Below are 17,481 nucleotides of genomic sequence, written 5' to 3' on the forward strand. Positions count from 1 at the left end.
ATCGCCTGGCACTCGATCAGCGCCGAAGCCCCGCTTCGATCAGCTCCGAGATCAGGTCGCCGTAGCTGAGACCGGACGCGACCCAGCACTTCGGGAACATGGAGATCGGCGTGAAGCCCGGCATCGTGTTCAGCTCGTTGACGACGAGCTCCCCGCTCGGTGTGAGGAACATGTCGACCCTCGCGAGACCACGACCGTCGACCGCCTCGAACGCGCGGATGCCCGCATCCTGGATCGCCGCGACCTCGTGCTGCTCGAGCTCCGCAGGGCACACGACGTCCACGCCGTCGCCACCGAGGTACTTGCCCTCGAAGTCGTAGAAGCCGCGCGAGGTGAGCACGATCTCGCCGGGCAGGGACGCCCGGACGCCGTCGACGCCCTCGAGCACCGCGACCTCGATCTCCCGGCCGGAGACGCCGACCTCGATCAGCACCTTGTCGTCTTCGGCGAAGGCGATCGCGAGAGCCGCATCGAGCTCCTCGGGCTTCTCGACCTTCGACACCCCGACACTCGACCCCGCACGGGCCGGCTTGACGAACAGGGGCAGGCCGAGCTCGGCCGCGGAGGCGCGGACCGCCTCGGCATCCTGGCTCCACTGGCGAGCACGCACGGTGATCCACGGCGCGACCGCGATGCCCGCCGCCTGCAGGGCGATCTTCATGAAGTGCTTGTCCATGCAGAGGGCGGAATCGAGCACCCCGCCGCCGGCGTAGGGGACCTCGAGCGTGTCGAAGTACCCCTGGATCGTGCCGTCCTCGCCATGGGGTCCGTGCAGGATCGGCAGCACGATGTCGATCTCGCCGAGGCCGTCCGTCGTCCCGTCTGGACGCACGACGCGCAGCGTCCGGTCTCCACCCGGCTCCGGCCACAGCACCCTGGTGCCGTTGTCGGCGACCTCGGGCAGGTGGGCGGCGTCGAGCGGGAACTTCGCGGGATCGTCGTCCTCGAGGACGAATGCCCCCTCGCGCGTGATCCCGACGGGGATCACCGCATAGCGGTCGCGATCAATCGCGCCCAGGACCCCGCCCGCCGTTGCGGAACTGATCGAATGCTCGCTGGAGCGCCCTCCGAAGAGCACCACCACCGTCTGCTTGTCCATGGTTGGTCCTCTCACCCTGCGGGGTGTCGTCGTCCGTCGTCAGGTGGGGTGCGATGTCGCGCGGGTTCATCTTGCCGTCGAGCACCATCTTCACCTGCTCGACGATGGGCATGTGCACCTCGGACTCGCGCGCGAGCTGCAGGACGGGGGCCACGGACGCGAGGCCCTCGGCGGTCTGCTGCATCTGCTTGACGACGTCCTGGAAGCTGTACCCCTGACCGAGCAGGCGCCCGGCGGTGTTGTTGCGGCTGAGCGGTGACTGGCAGGTCGCGATCAGGTCGCCGAGTCCTGCGAGCCCCTGGAGGGTCTCGGGGTGCGCGCCGTTGGCCACGGCGAAGTCCGTCATCTCCACGAGCCCTCTGGTGATGATCGATGCCTTGGTGTTCTCGCCGTACCCGACGCCGTCGACGATGCCGATCGCCACGGCGATGAGGTTCTTCAGCACTCCGCCGAACTCCGTGCCGATCACATCGGTGTTCACGAACGTGCGGAAGTAGCTGTTGCGCGCAGCACGCGCCACCTCTTCGGCGGTCTCCCGGCTGCGTGAGGAGATGACGGCTGCCGTCGGCTGCTCGCGGGCGATCTCGAGCGCGAGGTTGGGCCCTGAGGCGACGGCGATCCGGTCGGGATCGCAGCGCAGCTCCTGCTCGATCACCTGACTCATGCGGAGGCCGCTGGTGCGCTCGACGCCCTTCATCAGGCTGACGATCTTGGCCTCGTTGTCGGCGAGCAGCGGACGCAGAGCCTTGAGGTTCTCGCGGAGCGACTGGCTCGGCACGGACAGGTAGACCTGGTCGACGTCGCGCAGCGCGATCGCCAGCTCGTGCGTCGCCGCCATCGTGCGCGGCAGGTTGATGCCCGGCAGATAGCGGGAGTTGCGCTTGGCTTCATCGATCTCGTGCGCGAGCTCGGCGCGGCGGGCCCACATGGTGACCTGGGCGCCGCCGTCGGCGAGGATCTTGCCGAAGGTCGTGCCCCAGCTGCCGGCACCGATGACCGCGACGCGAGGGCCCGCGGGTTCGTTGCGCTTAGGAGTCAAGGCGACCCGTCTCCTTCTGTCCGTGTGCGGACGGATTCCAGCGCTCCGCCGGAGCCTTCTCGTCGCGCAGGTCCTCGAGCAGAGCGGTGATCGCTTTCATCAGTCGGTCGGTGGCCTCATTCAGCGCCGACGCCTCGCCCGCGCGACCGCGGAGATCCGACACATCGACGGGATCTCCGATGACGACGTCCACTGGCTTGCGCAGCGGCCACAGGCTCAGGCCCTTCTGGTAGCGACCCATGATCTCCTGCGTGCCCCAGTGCGCCATCGGGATCAGCGGGATGCCGTCTGCCAACGCGAGGCGGACCGCGCCGGACTTGCCGCGCATCGGCCACATGTCCGGATCCCTGGTCAGCGTCCCTTCCGGGTACACGATCACGCCGCGCCCGTGCTTCACCAGCTCCGCCGACTGCATGAGGGTCTGCTTGGCTGCGGATGCCGACGAGGAGCGCGCGACGGGGACCATGCCGGTGCTGCGGAGGATCCACCCGAGCACGGGCACCCTGAACAGGCTCTCCTTGGCCATGAAGCGCGGCGCCCGGCCGATGCGCCACACCGCGAGGGCGACCACGAGCGGGTCGAACTCGGAGTAGTGGTTCGGTGCGAGCACGAAGGCACCTTCACGCGGCAGCTTCTCGCTGCCCCTGATGCGGAGCTTCGCGAGCAGCGAGATCAGCGGAACGGCGATCGCCGCGACCGGCCAGAACGCGCTGGGCCGCGTGGTCTCCGTCGAACGGGAACCCATCGCGCTCACCCGAGGACGTCGAAGTCGGCACCCACGGCGTCGAGCTTGGCGAGGAACTTCTCGTAGCCCCTGCTGAGGATGTCGACACCCGACACCTTCGACTCGCCCTCGGCGGTCAGCGCCGCGATCACGTGGCTGTAGCCACCGCGCAGGTCGGGCACGACGATGTCGGCGGCGTGCAGCGGGGTGGGACCGGTGATGACGGCAGCCTGCTCGAGATCGCGGCGTGGGACGCGGCGCGGTCCGTCCTGCAGACCGCGCGGGTGCACGACGATGTCTGCGCCCATCTTCACGAGCGCCTCGGTGAACCCCAGGCGGTTCTCGTAGACGGTCTCGTGGACCACGGACCGGCCGTTGGCCTGCGTCAGCGCCACGACGAGCGGCTGCTGCCAGTCGGTCATGAATCCGGGGTGCACGTCGGTCTCGACGACGACGGGCTTGAGCTCGCCGTCGCGGCGGAAGAGGATGCCGTCCTCCTGGATGTCGAACCAGCCGCCGGCCTTGCGGAAGATGTTGAGGAACGTGAGCATCTCCTGCTGCTTCGCTCCGCCGACGAAGATCTCGCCGTCGGTGGCCAGCGCGGCGGACGCCCAGGATGCGGCCTCGTTGCGGTCGAAGATCGAACGGTGGTCGTAGCCGCGCAGCTTCTCGACACCCTCGATGAGGATGACGCGGTTCGGCTCGTAGCTGATGATGGCGCCCATCTTCTGCAGCACCGCGATCAGATCCATGATCTCGGGCTCGATGGCCGCGTTGCGCAGCTCGGTGGTGCCCTCTGCGCGCACGGCCGTCAGCAGCACCTGCTCGGTCGCGCCCACGCTCGGGTACGGCAGGTGGATGTTGGCGCCGTGCAGACGAGCGCCGCCGGTGGAGAGGCGGATGCCGCTCGGCAGCTTCTCGACGATCGCCCCGAACTTGCGCAGCGCGTCGAGGTGGAAGTCGATGGGACGGTCGCCGATGCGGCAGCCGCCGAGGTCGGGAATGAAGGCCTGTCCCAGGCGATGCAGCAGCGGACCGCAGAACAGGATCGGGATGCGGGAGGCACCGGCGTGGGCGTCGATCTCCTCGAAGTGAGCGGACTCGACGTCGCTCGGGTCGAAGACGAGAGCGCCGGGCTCGTCGCCGTCCGACACGCGCACGCCGTGCACCTCGAGCAGCGACCGCACGACCGCGACATCACTGATGGCCGGCACGTCACGCAGGACGCTGACCGTCTCGCCGAGCAGCGAGGCCACCATCGCCTTGGTCGCGAGGTTCTTCGCGCCCTTGACGTCGACGCGCCCGCGCAGCGGGCGTCCGCCTCGAATGGCGAGGACGTCTCCGGTGAGAGGGGGAACTCCGTCCGGGAGAGCGTCGCGCACAGGTGTCGTCATTCGGAGCCTCACTTCATTCAACGGATCTCGGGGCGGGGTCGCCCTCGGCTCCCCCACCCCGTCGTTCACTGAACAGGAAGGGTACGGGGCCGCCACGACTCGCGACGGGCCTCGAACTGCGCGATCTTGTCTTCGTTGCGCAGCGTGAGCCCGATGTCATCGAGCCCTTCGAGGAGCCGCCATCTAGTGTAATCGTCGATCCCGATGTCGGCCTGGACGTCGCCGATCGAGGCGGTTCGCGCCTCGAGGTCGACCGTGATCGAAACCCCGGGATTCCGGTCGATCTCGGCCCAGATGCGCTCCAGATCCTCGTCCGACACCGTCGCGGCGAGCAGGCCCTGCTTGCCCGAGTTGCCCCGGAAGATGTCTGCGAAGCGGGGGCTGAGGACGACCGAGAAGCCGAAGTCGCGAAGTGCCCAGACCGCGTGCTCGCGGCTCGATCCGGTGCCGAAGTCCGGGCCGGCGACGAGGACGGACGCGCCCTGGAACGCCGGCTGGTTCAGCACGAAGTCGGGATCCTGCCGCCAGCCGTGGAACAGCGCATCCTCGAAACCGGTCTTCGTGACCCGCTTGAGGAACACGGCGGGGATGATCTGATCGGTGTCGACGTTCGAGCGCTTGAGGGGAGCTGCGATGCCGGTGTGGGTGCGGAACTTCTCCATCAGACGGCTCCGTTCGTCGCGGCGGCGGGGACGGTCGCAGAGACCGCCTCGACCAGGTCGCCGGGGCTGGACAGGGTGCCGCGGATCGCTGTCGCTGCGGCGACGAGCGGCGACACGAGGTGCGTGCGGCCGCCCTTGCCCTGTCGGCCTTCGAAGTTGCGGTTCGAGGTCGAGGCGCACCGCTCACCGGGGGCGAGCTGGTCGGGGTTCATACCCAGGCACATGGAGCATCCGGCGAAGCGCCATTCGGCGCCGAAGTCCTTGATGACCTGGTCCAGGCCCTCCGCCTCCGCCTCGAGCCTCACTCTGGCGGAGCCGGGCACCACCATGACGCGGACGCCGTCCGCCTTCTTCTTGCCCTTGATGATCGAGGCGAAGGCACGCAGGTCCTCGATGCGGCTGTTGGTGCAGGAGCCCATGAACACCGCGTCGACCGGAACCTCCTTCAAGGGGGTGCCGGGAGTGAGGTCCATGTACTCCAGCGCGCGCTCGGCCGCGATGCGCTCACTGGCGTCGGCGATGTCAGCCGGGTCGGGCACCGAGGCGGACAGCGAGCTGCCCTGGCCGGGGTTCGTCCCCCACGTCACGAAAGGCTCGAGTTCGTCGGCGTCGATGAAGACCTCCGCGTCGAACACGGCGCCCTCGTCGGTGGGGAGAGTGCGCCAGTAGGCGACCGCGTCGTCCCAGTCCTGCCCCTTCGGCGCGTGCGGGCGGCCCTTGAGGTACTCGAAGGTGGTCTCGTCCGGGGCGACCATGCCCGCGCGCGCACCGGCCTCGATCGACATGTTGCAGATCGTCATCCGGCCCTCCATCGACAGGGCGCGGATCGCGCTGCCGCGGAACTCCAGGACGTATCCCTGGCCGCCTCCGGTGGTGATCTTCGCGATCACCGCCAGGATGATGTCCTTCGCGGTGACCCCGGGGCGCAGCGTGCCCTCGACGGTGATCGCCATCGTCTTGAAGGGCTTCAGGGGCAGCGTCTGGGTGGCCATGACGTGCTCGACCTCGCTGGTGCCGATGCCGAATGCCATCGCCCCGAACGCGCCGTGAGTGGAAGTGTGCGAATCGCCGCAGACCACGGTGATGCCCGGCATCGTCAGACCGAGCTGCGGGCCCACCACGTGCACGATGCCCTGCTCGGCATCGCCGAGCGAATGCAGGCGCACCCCGAACTCCTCGGCGTTGCGCCGGAGGGTCTCGATCTGCGTCCGGCTGGTCAGGTCGGCGATCGGCTTGTCGATGTCCCAGGTCGGGGTGTTGTGATCTTCCGTCGCGATGGTCAGGTCGAGCCGGCGCAGCGGACGGCCCTCGGAACGCAGGCCGTCGAAGGCCTGCGGGCTGGTGACCTCATGCACGAGGTGCAGATCGATGTAGATCAGGTCCGGCTCGCCGTTCTCGCCCTTCACGACGAGATGGTCGTCCCAGACCTTCTCGGCGAGGGTGCGGGGCCGTGCGGGAACAGAGTCTGCTGTGAGGGTGTTCATTGCGTATCTCCTGAAGCTGGCGGTTCGGCCCACCGTGGACTCCGCGACGAGGAGGGGCTCAGAACGAGGTCTCGTCGCGGCCGCTAAGAAGGAGCACGATCCGCATGACGTCAGATTACCACCGCTTCAGCGGGCCGAGTCGCCGCGTGACACGCTGAGGTCGTCCGCATCCTCGAGAGGTTCCCGAATGACCGTCGACTCCCCCGGTTTCGCCACCACAGCGGTGCACGCCGCCCGGAATCAGGGCTCCGCGTCGTCGCGAGCGACCCCGATCTACCTCACGGCCGGCTTCGAGTTCGACGACTTCGACCACGCGGCCGAGCACTTCGGCACCGGAGCGGGGTTCGGCTACACCCGCACTGGCAACCCCACGGTGCGCGCGGTGGAGCGACAGCTCGCCGCACTCGAATCCGCTGCGGATGCCGTCCTCGTCGCGAGCGGTCAGGCCGCAGTCGTCACGGCGTTGCTGACCGTGGCGGGAGCGGGAGATCACATCGTCTCCTCCGCCCACATCTACGAGGGACACGCGGCCTCCTCCTCGACAACCTCGCGCGCCTCGGCATCGAGACGACGTTCATCGACGACATCGCCGACCCGGATGCCTGGCGGCAGGCGATCCGCCCTGACACCAGGGCGCTGTTCGGCGAGTCGATCGCCAACGCCCGCAACGACATCCTCGACATCGCCGCGGTGAGCGCGGTCGCCGACGAGTTCGCGCTTCCGCTCATCGTCGACAACACATTGGCGACGCCCTTCCTGCTGCGCCCGCTCGAGCATGGCGCCGCGATGGTCGTGCACTCCGCCTCGAAGTTCCTGGCGGGGCACGGCTCGGTGCTCGGCGGTGTGATCGCCGACGACGGACGATTCGACGCGGCCAGGGCAGGTCACAATGCGCCTCACCTCGTGCTCCCCGGCCGCGGCGGCGTGGCGAGCGTGGCGGCGAGACACGGCGGAGCAGCACGCATCGCCTACGCCCGGGAGTCCGTCGCGCCGCGCTTCGGCGCCTCCCCCTCGCCGCTCAATGCCTTCCTCATCGGCCAGGGCGCCGAGACGCTCGGCCTGCGCGTCGAGCGCCAGTCGCGCAATGCGCTCGAGGTCGCTCGGTGGCTCTCTGCGCAGGACGCGGTGGAGAGCGTCGACTACGTGGGCCTCGAGAGCCATCCCGACCATCGCCTCGCGGCGACCTACCTCCACGGCGGGTACGGCTCGATCTTCACCTTCACCCTCCGCGGGGGTCTCGACGCCGCCCGTGACTTCGTCGAGGGGGTCGAGGTCTTCACACACATGACGCACATCGGGGACGTCCGCTCGCTGGTGCTGCATCCGGGGACCACCAGCCACTCGCATCGCTCGCCGGAAGAGCGCGCTGTGCTCGGAATCAGCCCCGGCACACTGCGCCTGTCGATCGGGATCGAAGACGTCGCCGACCTCATCGGCGATCTCAGCCGTGTGCTGGAACGCGCACGGGAGGCCGTCGCATGAGCAGGCCGCAGCACTTCGGCTGGTTCCTCGCCCGAGGCTTCGGCCCGCAGGGCTGGGGCTATCCCTCACTGGACTGGGACTACGACTGGACCCGGCCCGAGATCTATCAGGAGGCCGCCCGCACTCTGGAGCAGGCCGGCTTCGACCTCGTCATCATCGAGGACGCCCCCTCCCTCGGATCCGCCGACACGATCGACCTGCGCGTGCGGCACGCCTTCGGGGGCCCGAAGCACGACCCGCTGCTGCTCGCGCCCTATCTCTTCCAGGCGACCCGTCACCTCGGGGTGGTGCCGACGGTCAACCCTGCGGCCTACCTCCCCTATACAGCGGCGCGACAGTTCTCCACGCTGCAGCATCTGAGCGGCCACCGGCTCGGGCTCAATGTGGTGACCGACACCGGAAGCGCGAGGCACTTCTCCGACTCTGCGCAGCTCGGGCACGACGCCGCCTACGACCGCGCAGAAGAGTGGCTCACCGGCATCCGCTCGCTCTGGCGCAGCTGGGAGGAGGGCACGCTCGTCCGCGACCCCGACACGGGCGTCTTCGCCGACGGGTCCAAGCTGCAACCCGTGCGGCACCGCGGCGCCCACTTCGCGTTCGACGGCCCCCTGAACGCCATCCCCTTCACAGACGGCGAACCTGCGATCGTCTCCCCTGGTGGCTCAGGACGCGGACTCGGCTTCGCGGGTGCGCACTCCGACGTCCAGCTCGCGCTCGCCCCTCTGGATGAGGCATCGGTACGTGCGTACCGAGCGAAGATCCAAGACGCCGCGATCGCCGCCGGTCGCTCCCCTGCCGATATCAAGATCCTCTTCGCCATCCAGCCCGTGATCACCTCATCGGCAGAGGAAGCGGATCGGATCGTCGCCGCATCCGCGCATCCCGACGACGCCGCCCTCGTGCAGATCGCCCGGAAGCAGTCCAGCGATCTGGAGACCGATCTGACCTCGCTCGATCTCGATCGGCCGCTCGACATCACGATCTTCGGCGATCATGTGTCGCGCGGCAGCATCCAGCGTCTGATCGGTGATCGCGGCGAGGACGTCCCTCTGCGCGCGCACCTCACAGCCCTCGCCCGAACCGGTCGCATCACCGACCGCTCCGGGTTCGTCGGCACGGCGGAGGAGTTGGCCGACCTGATCGAGGAGCTCGGGGACTGGGGCAACGACGGCGTGCTGCTGTGGGGCGACTTCCACCCCGTGACCCTGCACCGGACTCTCGACGAGCTCGTTCCCGTCCTGCGACGCCGCGGGATACTCCGCCGTGAGTACGACGAGGGCGGCCTGCAGGCCAATCTCCGCGCGTTCTGAACGAGGCGAGAATCGCGGGCTACCAGCCCATCGAACCGGGGACGCCCTTGAACGGCCCGGCGACCGACGACGTGACCCAGCCGCCGTAGAACCCGCCGGGCTGCGGAACGACGACCTCATCGCCGACAGTGCACTCGTCCATCGGCCCTGCGTACACCGCCACTCGGTCGGCCAGCATCTCGAATCCCAGTGACGGCTGGGGGTAGTTCCATGCCGCTCCGGCGGCGACGATCCCCCCGCCTCGTACGTCGAGGTACCGTGCGGCGCCCTTGAACTCGCAGAACGACGAACCTGGCGCATCCGAGAGCGCTCCGTCGACGAAGTCCGCGATCGGAAGGTAGTACACCGGAGGATGACTCGTCTCGAGCACCCGCACCGCGTCCGTGGTGTCAGCGACGATCTCTCCGCCGAGACGGATGGTGAGGCGTTCGGGCACCCGCTCGACCCTCGGCGGCCGTGGGTAGTCCCAGACGGATTCCTGGCCGGCAGCGGGAACTTCGGGGGCAGGTCTGCGCATCTGTTCACTGTACGTCGCGCGGTGTTGACTGGGGTCATGACCGCAACTCCGATGTTCCCGCTCGGTTCGGTGCTGTTCCCGTACACTCCACTGCTGCTGCGCGTCTTCGAGCCCCGCTACCTCACGATGATCGGGCGTCTCCTCGACGAGGACGACCCGGAGTTCGGCGTCGTGCTCATCGAGCGCGGTCACGAGGTCGGAGGCGGCGACCGGCGCAGTGGAGTCGGGGCGATGGCGCGTCTCGTGAGCGTGTCTCCCGACGCCGAGGTGCTGCACATCGTCGCGGTCGGCACGTCGCGCTTCACCATCGACGAGTGGGTCGACGATGCGCCCTATCCCCGCGCCGAGGCCACCCCGCTCCCCGATCTGACCTGGAACGAGGCGCTCAGCCCGCTGCGTACCGAGGCGGAGGCGATCGTCCGGCGCGTCCTCGCGCGTGCGGACTCCCCGTGGGACGCCGACACTGAGCTGTCCGACGATCCGCTCGCCGCTGCGTGGCAGCTCGCCGCGATCGCACCGCTCGGCGAGTACGACCGCTACACGCTCCTGCGGTCGACCAGCGTCGGCGCCCTGCTCGGCCAGGTCATCGACCTCACTCTCGAGGCCGAGTCCCTGTGGTCGGCAGGCTGATGTCAGTCGACTGAGAGCGCGCCGGCCTTCACTCGACCGTCGGACCGACCCGCTGTGCGCGCTTCTCCCGCGACGACGCGATCAGGCTCGCGATCGTCGCGACGCCCATCGACACGACGATGACGCCGAGCGACACCATGTTGTCGATGTCCGGCACCCACTCGACGTGCTGGCCGCCGTTGATGAACGGCAGCTCGTTCTCGTGCAGGGCGTGCAGGATCAGCTTCACACCGATGAAGCCGAGGATCACCGCGATGCCGTAGTGGAGGTAGCGGAGGCGATCGAGCAGGTCGCCGAGCAGGAAGTACAGCTGGCGGAGACCCATCAGCGCGAAGATGTTCGCGGCGAACACGAGGAATCCGTTGGTGGTGATCTCGAAGATCGCGGGGATCGAGTCGATCGCGAAGATCAGGTCGGTGACGCCGATCGTGATGAACACGATCACCATGGGCGTCCACATGCGCTTGCCGTCGACGGTCGTGCGGAGCTTCGACCCGTCGTACTCCTCGCTGATGTCGATGCGACGACGGAGAAGTCGCACCACGAAGTTCTCGCGCTGCACCTCTCCCTCGTGATCGCCGTCCGGCATCGCCTGGCGGATCGCCGTCCAGATGAGGAAGGCTCCGAAGATGTAGAAGATCGGGGAGAAGTGCTCGACGATCGTGACGCCGACGAGGATGAAGGCGCCGCGGAGGATCAGGGCGATGATGATGCCGACCATGAGCACCTGCTGCTGCAGCCGCCGGGGCACAGCGAACTGAGCCATGATCAGCACGAAGACGAACAGGTTGTCGATCGAGAGGCTGTACTCGAGCGCCCATCCTGTGATGAAGTCGCCCGCGTTGCGCCAGCCGGCCACGTTCCCCAGGAGGACCGCGAAGAGCAGGGCGAGCCCCACGTAGAACACGACCCAGAGCGTGGACTCCTTCGTGGACGGGATGTGCGGGCGGAGGCGGATGAGCAGCAGGTCGCCGATCAGGATGATCGTGAGGACGACCATCGAGGTGATCTCGAACCAGACAGGGATTTCCAAGGGTGCACTGCACCTTTCGGGAGGGGTCGGAAGAACGCCGAAAGTCTCTCCCACGCACTGAGTGCGCCGCACGACCGGAGCAGCGATGTCGATGCTCGTGATGACGGTGGATGCGCTTGCGGGATACTCCCTCTCGCGACACCGATTCTAGCGGAGCCGAGCCGCCGCGGTCGTCATCCGGCGAACGCCGACGACGGCGCAGGCTCAGACGACGCACTGATCTGAGACGATGGGGCATCCCTCGACACTTCCCAGGTGAGAGACACCGAACGGAATCAGGATGGCCGTGCAGACGAGTGATCAGAGATGGGCGGCTCAGGCCGCGGCCGGTGACCAGAGCGCCTTCAGGGAGCTCTACCGGGCGCACGTGCGCCCGGTCTACTGGATCGCCCACGGCATCCTCGGCTCGGCCGCGGATGCTGAGGACGTGACCCAGGAGACGTTCGTCACCGCGTGGCGGAAGCTGACCGGGTTCGAACTGCAGGGCGAGTCGATCCTGCCCTGGCTCGCGACGATCTGCCGTTTCCAGGCCGCGAATCGCCTGCGTCAGCGTCGGCGGGATCTGGCACACACGACGGATGCCGCAGAGGAGACCCTCGCCTCGACGATCAGCGTCGAGGAGCAGGTCATCACCGAGGCCCTGGCAGCGCGGATCGCTGAGGAGGTGGGCACGCTCAGCGAACTCGATCAGGAAATCTTCCGCCTGTGCGCCGCCGAGGGCTATGCCTATCAGGCGGCCGCCGACGAGCTCGGCGTGAGTCACGCGATCGTCCGGAACCGTCTCTCCCGAGTGCGCACCCGACTGCGCGGTGCCGTGAAGGAAGCGAGCGAGACATGAACGATCACAGCACGACAGACGACCTTCCCGAACTCTCCGACGCCGCGGTGTCGCGCATCGAGAGCGCGGTGTTCGCCGAGATCGACGCCGAGCGTCCACGCCCCGCGCCGGTCGCGGGGACCGCGCGCTCGCGCCGCCGCCGGTGGCTCACCGGGGCAGGGATCGCCGCGGCGTTCGTCGTCGGGGTGCTCGTGACACCGCCGATCCTCACCGCGGTCGACGGCGGCGGCGCGATGAGCACGGCCGAGAGCGGAGGCATGCCGGCGAATGGAGTCGCTCAGGACTCCGGTGGCGGGTCGGCGGACCAGAGCGCACCGGGGGCGATCACCGATTCCACGGAATCCGGAGCTGTCGCGGGCGACGTGGGCGACAGCGAGCGCGAGATCATCGCGACGGCAGCAGCCACCGTGCAGGTCGAGGACATCTCCGATGCCGCGTCCGAGATCGGCGCGCTCGCGGCCGCACATGACGGCTACGTCGAGAGCACCGAGATCGGCAAGGACCTCGCGGTCGACGACACGTCGGCACCCGCTCCCTCGAACTCCGGTTACGGCTGGATCAGCATCCGGGTGCCGTCGGCCGACCTCACCGAGGTCATCGACCGACTCTCCGACACGGGTGAGGTGCTCTCCTCGTCCGTGTCCCAGCAGGACGTCACGTCGACGGCGATCGATCTGCGCGCCAGGGTCGAGGCGACGAAGGCATCCGTCACGCGACTCACGGAGCTGATGTCGCAGACCGGCACCGTCGCGGAGCTCATCGAGGCGGAGGTCGCCCTCACCGATCGCCAGGCCCAGCTCGAGTCGTACGAGCAGCAGCTCGCGGCCCTCGAAGACCAGGTGGCGATGTCGAGCCTGCGGGTCGAGCTGACGCGTGCTGCGGCACCGAGCAGTGCCGACCCCGCGGGCTTCGGCGATGGACTGCTCGCGGGGTGGAACGGGCTCGTGGTGTCGCTGAACGCCGTGGTCATCGCGGTCGGATTCCTGCTGCCCTGGATCGTGCTGGCGGGGGTGGTCCTGCTCGTGGTGTGGACGATCCGTCGGTCACGGCGCATGCGCCGCGCGCGGTCGCAGCGTGTGACGACGGAGACCGCGGCGAACGACTGATCGGCCGACCAGCGACGTGCTGCCCATCAGGTGGTGGGCAGTACTTCGTTGTGTTTCCGGGGTATACAAGAAGTCTTGTGGGACTCGGCGCACGACCTTACGGTTGCTGCCATGGAAGACATCTCGGTGATCACGGCCATCAGCCACCCGCTGCGCCGACGCATCTACGACCACCTGCTGCTGTACGGGACGACGCAGGTCACGGCGCTCGCCCGCGCACTGGAGAGTCAGGTCGGCAGCGTCAGTCACCATCTGCGGATGCTGGAGCGCGCCGGCCTCGTCCAGCGCGAGGCGGATCCCGCCGGGGACCGCCGCACGAGCTGGTGGCGCATCGCCCGGCGCGGGCTCACCTGGTCGGTGGACGACTTCTCGGACTCCCCCGCTGACGCGATGCTGGCCAGAGAAGCGCAGCGCCAGGGCATCCGGATGCAGATCGAGCGGCTCCAGCGCTGGCAGCGGCGCCACGACGACCCCGCCTTCGCCGAGTACGACGCCTCGAACACCGAGACGATGGCCTGGGCGACCCCCGATGAGCTGCGCGACCTGTCCGCGCGGGTGCTCGCCGCACTGACGGACTGGCGCGACAGTGTCGATCTCGACGACGGGCAGGAGCGCACCCCGGTCTTCTTCTTCGCCCACGCGTTCCCGACTGCGCCATGAACATCACGCACGAATCTGTGCTGGTCGAGGAGCCTCCGCCCTTCCGACGTGACCGCCGTGTGCATGCCTGGATCGCGGTCAAGGCGGCATCGGACGCAGGCGATGCCGTGTGGACGATCGCGCTGGCCTGGACCGCGGTGCAGATCGCCACTCCCGCCGTCGCAGGACTCGTCGTCGCCGCCGGCACTGTGCCTCGCGCCGTGGTGCTGCTGTTCGGCGGCGTGATCGCCGACCGCTCGGACGCACGCCGAGTGATGATGCTCTTCACGATCCTCCGCGTCGGCGTTCTCGGGGCGGTCTCGCTCTGGGTGCTCGCGACGCCTCCCACCCTTGCGTTGCTCCTCTTCGCCGCGATCGCCTTCGGTGTCTGCGATGCGTTCTACGAGCCCTCCGCCGGCACGGTCGCCAGGCAGCTCGTCCGCACGAGCGACCTGCCCTCATACGGTGCGCTGGCGCAGACGGCGTCTCGCCTGGGCACCATGATGGGAGCCGCACTCGGCGGCGTCCTCGTCGCAGTCACCGGGATCGCCGGGAGCGCAGCCGTCAATGCCGTGACGTTCACCATCGTGTTCGCCTTCGTCGCGCTCTGGCTCCGACCGCGGTTCCTGCTCCGTCGCGCGGACCGTGAGTCCACCCTCCGCGGCATCGCACGCGGCTTCGGGCACCTGCGGACCCACCCCACGACGCGCACCCTGGTCCTCGCCCTGTCCGGCCTCAACCTCGCCGTCGGACCCGCCGTCGGCATCGGGCTCGTCCTGCGCGCTCAGGACGAGGGCTGGGGTGCGCCCGCCGTCGGACTGTTCGAGGCGCTGCTCGGGGCAGGAGCGGCGCTCGGCGCCGTGTCCGTGGCCCGATGGCGGCCCCGCCTCGAGGCGCGAGCGGGCTTCGGGGCCTTGGTCGTGCAGGGGGCGGGAATCGCCGCGCTCGGCTGGGGACCGGTGTGGACGGTGGCGGCTTCCGCGTTCGTCATCGGCGTCACCGCCGGCTACGCCTCCGTGCTTCTCAGTGCGATCTTCTCGGCGACGGTCGACACGGCGTTCCTCGGCCGGATGGGGTCGATCACGCGTCTCGGGGACGACTGCCTGATGCCCCTCGCGATGGCGGGGTTCGGGATGCTCGCCTCGGCGACCGCCGTGTGGGTGCCCTTCGCCGTCTTCGGTACCGCCATGATGGCGCTGATGATCGTGCCGCTGAGCAGTCCGGAGTTCCGGCGTCTGAGCCTGGCTCGCCGCTAGAGTCGTCGGCATGAGCAGCGCTGCCACCAGTTCCCCGTCCCGCGTGGTCCCGGTCGACCGCGACCTGACGCTCGATCTGGCGAGGGTGTCGTGCGTGATCCTCGTCGTCTTCGTGCACATCCTCTTCACGGGTGTCGGTCGCGCCGCAGACGGCTCGCTCCTGATCGAGCGCACCGTGGAGGCGCAGACGTGGTTCACCGCGGCATCCTGGATCGCCAACATCATGCCGCTCTTCTTCGTCGTCGGCGGGTACGCCGCCCGTGCAGGGTGGCGATCGGCCGTCGCGAGGGGCGACTCCGCAGACGACTTCGTGCGGGTCCGTCTCGTGCGGCTGGCTCGTCCGGCTCTCCCCCTCTTCGCCTTCCTCGCGATCGCTCTCGGCGCCACCCGCCTGATCGGCGTCGATCCTGCGCTCGTCGACACCGTGGCCATCGGGGTCGGCTCGCCGCTCTGGTTCCTCGCGGCCTACATGATCGTGCAGGCGCTGGCGCCCGCGATGATGCGCTGGCACGAGCGGTTCGGCGGGCGGGTCCTGCTGGTGCTGCTGGGCGGTGCGGTGGCGGTCGACTTCCTGCGGTTCACGGTCATCGGCGGGATGCTCGACATCCAGCCCGTCGTCGGCACGGGGTACGGACTCGGCCAGGAGCTCTTCGGCATCCCCAACATCGTCTTCGTGTGGCTGTTCGCTCAGCAGCTCGGGTTCTTCCTCTACGACGGCTGGTTCGCAACACGGCGCTGGTGGCAGCTCGGCCTGCTGATCGCCGCCGGCTACGCCGCGCTGTGGGGCCTGGTGTCGCTCGGCGGGTACTCCTGGAACATGCTCGGCAACCAATGGCCGCCGACGACCGCGATGGTGCTTCTCGCGGTGGTGCAGGCGGCGGGCCTCACGCTGCTGCACGCACCGCTCACCCGGCTGATGCGGAGCAGGATCGCGCAGGGCACCGTCTTCCTGATCGGGTCCCGCCTGATGACCGTCTACCTATGGCACCTCCCGGTCATCATGGTGCTCACGGGCATCCAGCTCGTCCTGCCGCTGCCGCTGCCCGCCCCGGGGAGCGCCGTGTGGTGGTGGACGCGACCGGTGTTCCTCGTCGTCGTCCTCGGCGTCGTCTGGCTGCTCTCGCTCTGGCTGGTCCGGTTCGAGAAGAGCCCGGCACTCGGGATCGCGCGTTTCTCCACGGGTGCCGCGACGACGGTCGCAGTCCTGCTCTTCGTCACGCCGGTCATCGCCATCACGGCGTACGGACTGGACTTCCCGCTCGCGGCGATCGCGCTGGCAGGCACGGCTGCCGCCGTCTGGCTGACCGGGTCCGTTCATCGAGCGCGCGTGTGACGCGGCGGGATCCCACCTGTCTCGGGAACGACGAAGGCCCCCGGAGAACCGGGGGCCTTCGCGTGTTGTGTGACCCCAGCGGGATTCGAACCCGCGTTACCGCCGTGAGAGGGCAGCGTACTAGGCCGCTATACGATGGGGCCGTCTGGGGGAACGTTTCCGTCCCGCGACAACTGTTCAAGTATGCCATGACGATTCTCACGTCGGCAAATCGAGCGGAGCAGTGCTCGATTCCCGGGCGTGGCGCGCCGCAGTGAGGTTTGCCAGCGGGGCCGCGAAGGAGTTGACTCGTGCCATGCGAGTCACGAAGTTCGAACATGCCGCTCTGCGCATCCAGCAGGGCGAGGACGTCCTGCTGGTCGACCCGGGGTCGTTCACCGCGCCCCTCGACGATCTGTCCGGCCTCGTCGCCGTGGTGCTCACCCACGAGCACCCCGACCATTGGACGCCGGAGCACCTGGATCGGATCCTGCGCGCGGCACCCGGAACGCCTGTCTACGGCCCGGCGGGAGTCGCTCGAGCCGCAGACGGGTACGAGATCTCCGTCGTCGCCCCCGGCGACGTCGTGACCGCTGGCGGATTCACCCTCCGCTTCTTCGGCGGCACCCACGAGGTCATCCACTCCTCGCTCCCGGTGATCGACAATGTGGGCCTCCTGGTGAACGACGAGTTCTACTACCCCGGCGACTCCTACGCGGTCCCCGAGGGCGTCGAGGTCGGCACGCTCGCCGCTCCGCTCGGGGCCCCCTGGCTCAAGATCGGCGAGGCCATGGACTACGTCCTCGCGGTGAAGCCCCGCCGCGCCTTCGGCACTCACGACATGACGCTCTCGGTCGCGGGCAAGACCATGCACCGGCAGCGACTCCAGTGGGCGACCGAGCAGGGCGGCGGCGAGTTCGTCGTGCTGGAGCCCGGCGAGTCGCTCGACGTCTGAG

At 68.8% G+C, this 17,481-nt stretch carries 16 protein-coding genes, 1 tRNA gene and 1 pseudogene; 9 read left to right on the forward strand and 9 right to left on the reverse strand.

Annotation, left to right across the window (positions count from 1 at the left end; genetic code table 11):
- Positions 1 to 16: 16 nt before the first annotated feature.
- The 6 genes from BLW44_RS10980 to leuC form a co-directional block, all read right to left on the reverse strand.
- Positions 17 to 1,099, reverse strand: coding sequence for a D-alanine--D-alanine ligase family protein (locus BLW44_RS10980; RefSeq protein WP_060925830.1), 1,083 nt, complete (start codon positions 1,097 to 1,099; stop codon positions 17 to 19).
- Positions 1,005 to 2,138 carry an NAD(P)H-dependent glycerol-3-phosphate dehydrogenase gene (locus BLW44_RS10985; RefSeq protein WP_060925829.1) on the reverse strand — a complete coding sequence of 378 codons (1,134 nt, stop codon included), beginning with the start codon at positions 2,136 to 2,138 and terminating at the stop codon, positions 1,005 to 1,007. The genes BLW44_RS10980 and BLW44_RS10985 overlap by 95 nt, the downstream gene beginning before the upstream one ends.
- Complete coding sequence (locus BLW44_RS10990) at positions 2,128 to 2,883, reverse strand: lysophospholipid acyltransferase family protein (protein ID WP_060925828.1); 756 nt, start codon at positions 2,881 to 2,883, stop codon at positions 2,128 to 2,130. Before BLW44_RS10990 ends, BLW44_RS10985 begins: the two co-directional genes overlap by 11 nt.
- A gap of 5 nt (positions 2,884 to 2,888) precedes the next feature.
- A complete protein-coding gene (gene murA / locus BLW44_RS10995; RefSeq protein ID WP_060925827.1) occupies positions 2,889 to 4,256 on the reverse strand; it encodes a UDP-N-acetylglucosamine 1-carboxyvinyltransferase in 1,368 nt (455 codons plus the stop codon).
- A gap of 65 nt (positions 4,257 to 4,321) precedes the next feature.
- Positions 4,322 to 4,918, reverse strand: a complete 597-nt coding sequence (gene leuD, locus BLW44_RS11000; RefSeq protein ID WP_060925826.1) for a 3-isopropylmalate dehydratase small subunit — start codon at positions 4,916 to 4,918, stop codon at positions 4,322 to 4,324.
- On the reverse strand, positions 4,918 to 6,402 hold the full coding sequence (gene leuC, locus BLW44_RS11005; protein ID WP_060925825.1) for a 3-isopropylmalate dehydratase large subunit: 1,485 nt from the start codon (positions 6,400 to 6,402) through the stop codon (positions 4,918 to 4,920). Before leuC ends, leuD begins: the two co-directional genes overlap by 1 nt.
- A 187-nt stretch (positions 6,403 to 6,589) precedes the next feature.
- Here leuC and BLW44_RS11010 point away from each other — a divergent pair.
- Positions 6,590 to 7,884, forward strand: a pseudogene (locus tag BLW44_RS11010) (O-acetylhomoserine aminocarboxypropyltransferase/cysteine synthase family protein).
- Positions 7,881 to 9,194 carry an LLM class flavin-dependent oxidoreductase gene (locus tag BLW44_RS11015; protein ID WP_060925823.1) on the forward strand — a complete coding sequence of 438 codons (1,314 nt, stop codon included), beginning with the start codon at positions 7,881 to 7,883 and terminating at the stop codon, positions 9,192 to 9,194. Before BLW44_RS11010 ends, BLW44_RS11015 begins: the two are co-directional and overlap by 4 nt.
- A gap of 19 nt (positions 9,195 to 9,213) precedes the next feature.
- Here BLW44_RS11015 and BLW44_RS11020 read toward each other — a convergent pair whose 3' ends face one another.
- Positions 9,214 to 9,711: a DUF427 domain-containing protein gene (locus BLW44_RS11020; protein WP_060925822.1), complete on the reverse strand. Its 498-nt coding sequence runs from the start codon at positions 9,709 to 9,711 to the stop codon at positions 9,214 to 9,216.
- 36 nt (positions 9,712 to 9,747) lie between these two features.
- Here BLW44_RS11020 and BLW44_RS11025 point away from each other — a divergent pair, with 36 nt between their 5' ends.
- Positions 9,748 to 10,341 carry an LON peptidase substrate-binding domain-containing protein gene (locus BLW44_RS11025; RefSeq protein ID WP_060925821.1) on the forward strand — a complete coding sequence of 198 codons (594 nt, stop codon included), beginning with the start codon at positions 9,748 to 9,750 and terminating at the stop codon, positions 10,339 to 10,341.
- Positions 10,342 to 10,369: 28 nt separating this feature from the next.
- Here the strand turns inward: BLW44_RS11025 and BLW44_RS11030 are convergent, their stop codons facing one another.
- Complete coding sequence (locus tag BLW44_RS11030) at positions 10,370 to 11,374, reverse strand: TerC/Alx family metal homeostasis membrane protein (RefSeq protein WP_060925820.1); 1,005 nt, start codon at positions 11,372 to 11,374, stop codon at positions 10,370 to 10,372.
- Positions 11,375 to 11,654: 280 nt separating this feature from the next.
- On the opposite strand from BLW44_RS11030, the gene BLW44_RS11035 reads away from it, so the two are divergent.
- The 5 genes from BLW44_RS11035 (at position 11,655) to BLW44_RS11055 (ending at position 16,546) form a co-directional block, all read left to right on the forward strand.
- On the forward strand, positions 11,655 to 12,212 hold the full coding sequence (locus BLW44_RS11035; RefSeq protein ID WP_060925819.1) for an RNA polymerase sigma factor: 558 nt from the start codon (positions 11,655 to 11,657) through the stop codon (positions 12,210 to 12,212).
- Positions 12,209 to 13,318: a DUF4349 domain-containing protein gene (locus BLW44_RS11040; RefSeq protein WP_060925818.1), complete on the forward strand. Its 1,110-nt coding sequence runs from the start codon at positions 12,209 to 12,211 to the stop codon at positions 13,316 to 13,318. Before BLW44_RS11035 ends, BLW44_RS11040 begins: the two co-directional genes overlap by 4 nt.
- A 111-nt stretch (positions 13,319 to 13,429) precedes the next feature.
- On the forward strand, positions 13,430 to 13,978 hold the full coding sequence (locus BLW44_RS11045; RefSeq protein ID WP_060925817.1) for an ArsR/SmtB family transcription factor: 549 nt from the start codon (positions 13,430 to 13,432) through the stop codon (positions 13,976 to 13,978).
- Positions 13,975 to 15,213, forward strand: a complete 1,239-nt coding sequence (locus BLW44_RS11050; RefSeq protein WP_060925816.1) for an MFS transporter — start codon at positions 13,975 to 13,977, stop codon at positions 15,211 to 15,213. Before BLW44_RS11045 ends, BLW44_RS11050 begins: the two co-directional genes overlap by 4 nt.
- A 10-nt stretch (positions 15,214 to 15,223) precedes the next feature.
- Positions 15,224 to 16,546: an acyltransferase family protein gene (locus BLW44_RS11055; RefSeq protein ID WP_082724451.1), complete on the forward strand. Its 1,323-nt coding sequence runs from the start codon at positions 15,224 to 15,226 to the stop codon at positions 16,544 to 16,546.
- Between the two features lie 70 nt (positions 16,547 to 16,616).
- Here BLW44_RS11055 and BLW44_RS11060 read toward each other — a convergent pair.
- Positions 16,617 to 16,689: transfer RNA gene (locus BLW44_RS11060), tRNA-Glu, on the reverse strand.
- 152 nt (positions 16,690 to 16,841) lie between these two features.
- On the opposite strand from BLW44_RS11060, the gene BLW44_RS11065 reads away from it, so the two are divergent.
- Positions 16,842 to 17,480, forward strand: a complete 639-nt coding sequence (locus BLW44_RS11065) for an MBL fold metallo-hydrolase (RefSeq protein ID WP_060925814.1) — start codon at positions 16,842 to 16,844, stop codon at positions 17,478 to 17,480.
- Position 17,481 lies beyond the last annotated feature (1 nt).

The organism is Microbacterium hydrocarbonoxydans (genome assembly GCF_900105205.1).
GTDB classification, from domain to species: Bacteria; Actinomycetota; Actinomycetes; order Actinomycetales; family Microbacteriaceae; genus Microbacterium; species Microbacterium hydrocarbonoxydans.

Bases quoted from the DNA above. Each gene is read 5' to 3' on its own strand.
- BLW44_RS10980 (WP_060925830.1), bottom strand. From the start codon at position 1,099: ATGGACAAGCAGACGGTGGTGGTGCTCTTCGGAGGGCGCTCCAGCGAG.
- BLW44_RS10990 (WP_060925828.1), bottom strand. From the start codon at position 2,883: ATGGGTTCCCGTTCGACGGAGACCACGCGGCCCAGCGCGTTCTGGCCG.
- murA (WP_060925827.1), bottom strand. From the start codon at position 4,256: ATGACGACACCTGTGCGCGACGCTCTCCCGGACGGAGTTCCCCCTCTC.
- leuD (WP_060925826.1), bottom strand. From the start codon at position 4,918: ATGGAGAAGTTCCGCACCCACACCGGCATCGCAGCTCCCCTCAAGCGC.
- leuC (WP_060925825.1), bottom strand. From the start codon at position 6,402: ATGAACACCCTCACAGCAGACTCTGTTCCCGCACGGCCCCGCACCCTC.
- BLW44_RS11015 (WP_060925823.1), top strand. From the start codon at position 7,881: ATGAGCAGGCCGCAGCACTTCGGCTGGTTCCTCGCCCGAGGCTTCGGC.
- BLW44_RS11020 (WP_060925822.1), bottom strand. From the start codon at position 9,711: ATGCGCAGACCTGCCCCCGAAGTTCCCGCTGCCGGCCAGGAATCCGTC.
- BLW44_RS11025 (WP_060925821.1), top strand. From the start codon at position 9,748: ATGACCGCAACTCCGATGTTCCCGCTCGGTTCGGTGCTGTTCCCGTAC.
- BLW44_RS11035 (WP_060925819.1), top strand. From the start codon at position 11,655: ATGGCCGTGCAGACGAGTGATCAGAGATGGGCGGCTCAGGCCGCGGCC.
- BLW44_RS11040 (WP_060925818.1), top strand. From the start codon at position 12,209: ATGAACGATCACAGCACGACAGACGACCTTCCCGAACTCTCCGACGCC.
- BLW44_RS11045 (WP_060925817.1), top strand. From the start codon at position 13,430: ATGGAAGACATCTCGGTGATCACGGCCATCAGCCACCCGCTGCGCCGA.
- BLW44_RS11050 (WP_060925816.1), top strand. From the start codon at position 13,975: ATGAACATCACGCACGAATCTGTGCTGGTCGAGGAGCCTCCGCCCTTC.
- BLW44_RS11055 (WP_082724451.1), top strand. From the start codon at position 15,224: ATGAGCAGCGCTGCCACCAGTTCCCCGTCCCGCGTGGTCCCGGTCGAC.
- BLW44_RS11065 (WP_060925814.1), top strand. From the start codon at position 16,842: ATGCGAGTCACGAAGTTCGAACATGCCGCTCTGCGCATCCAGCAGGGC.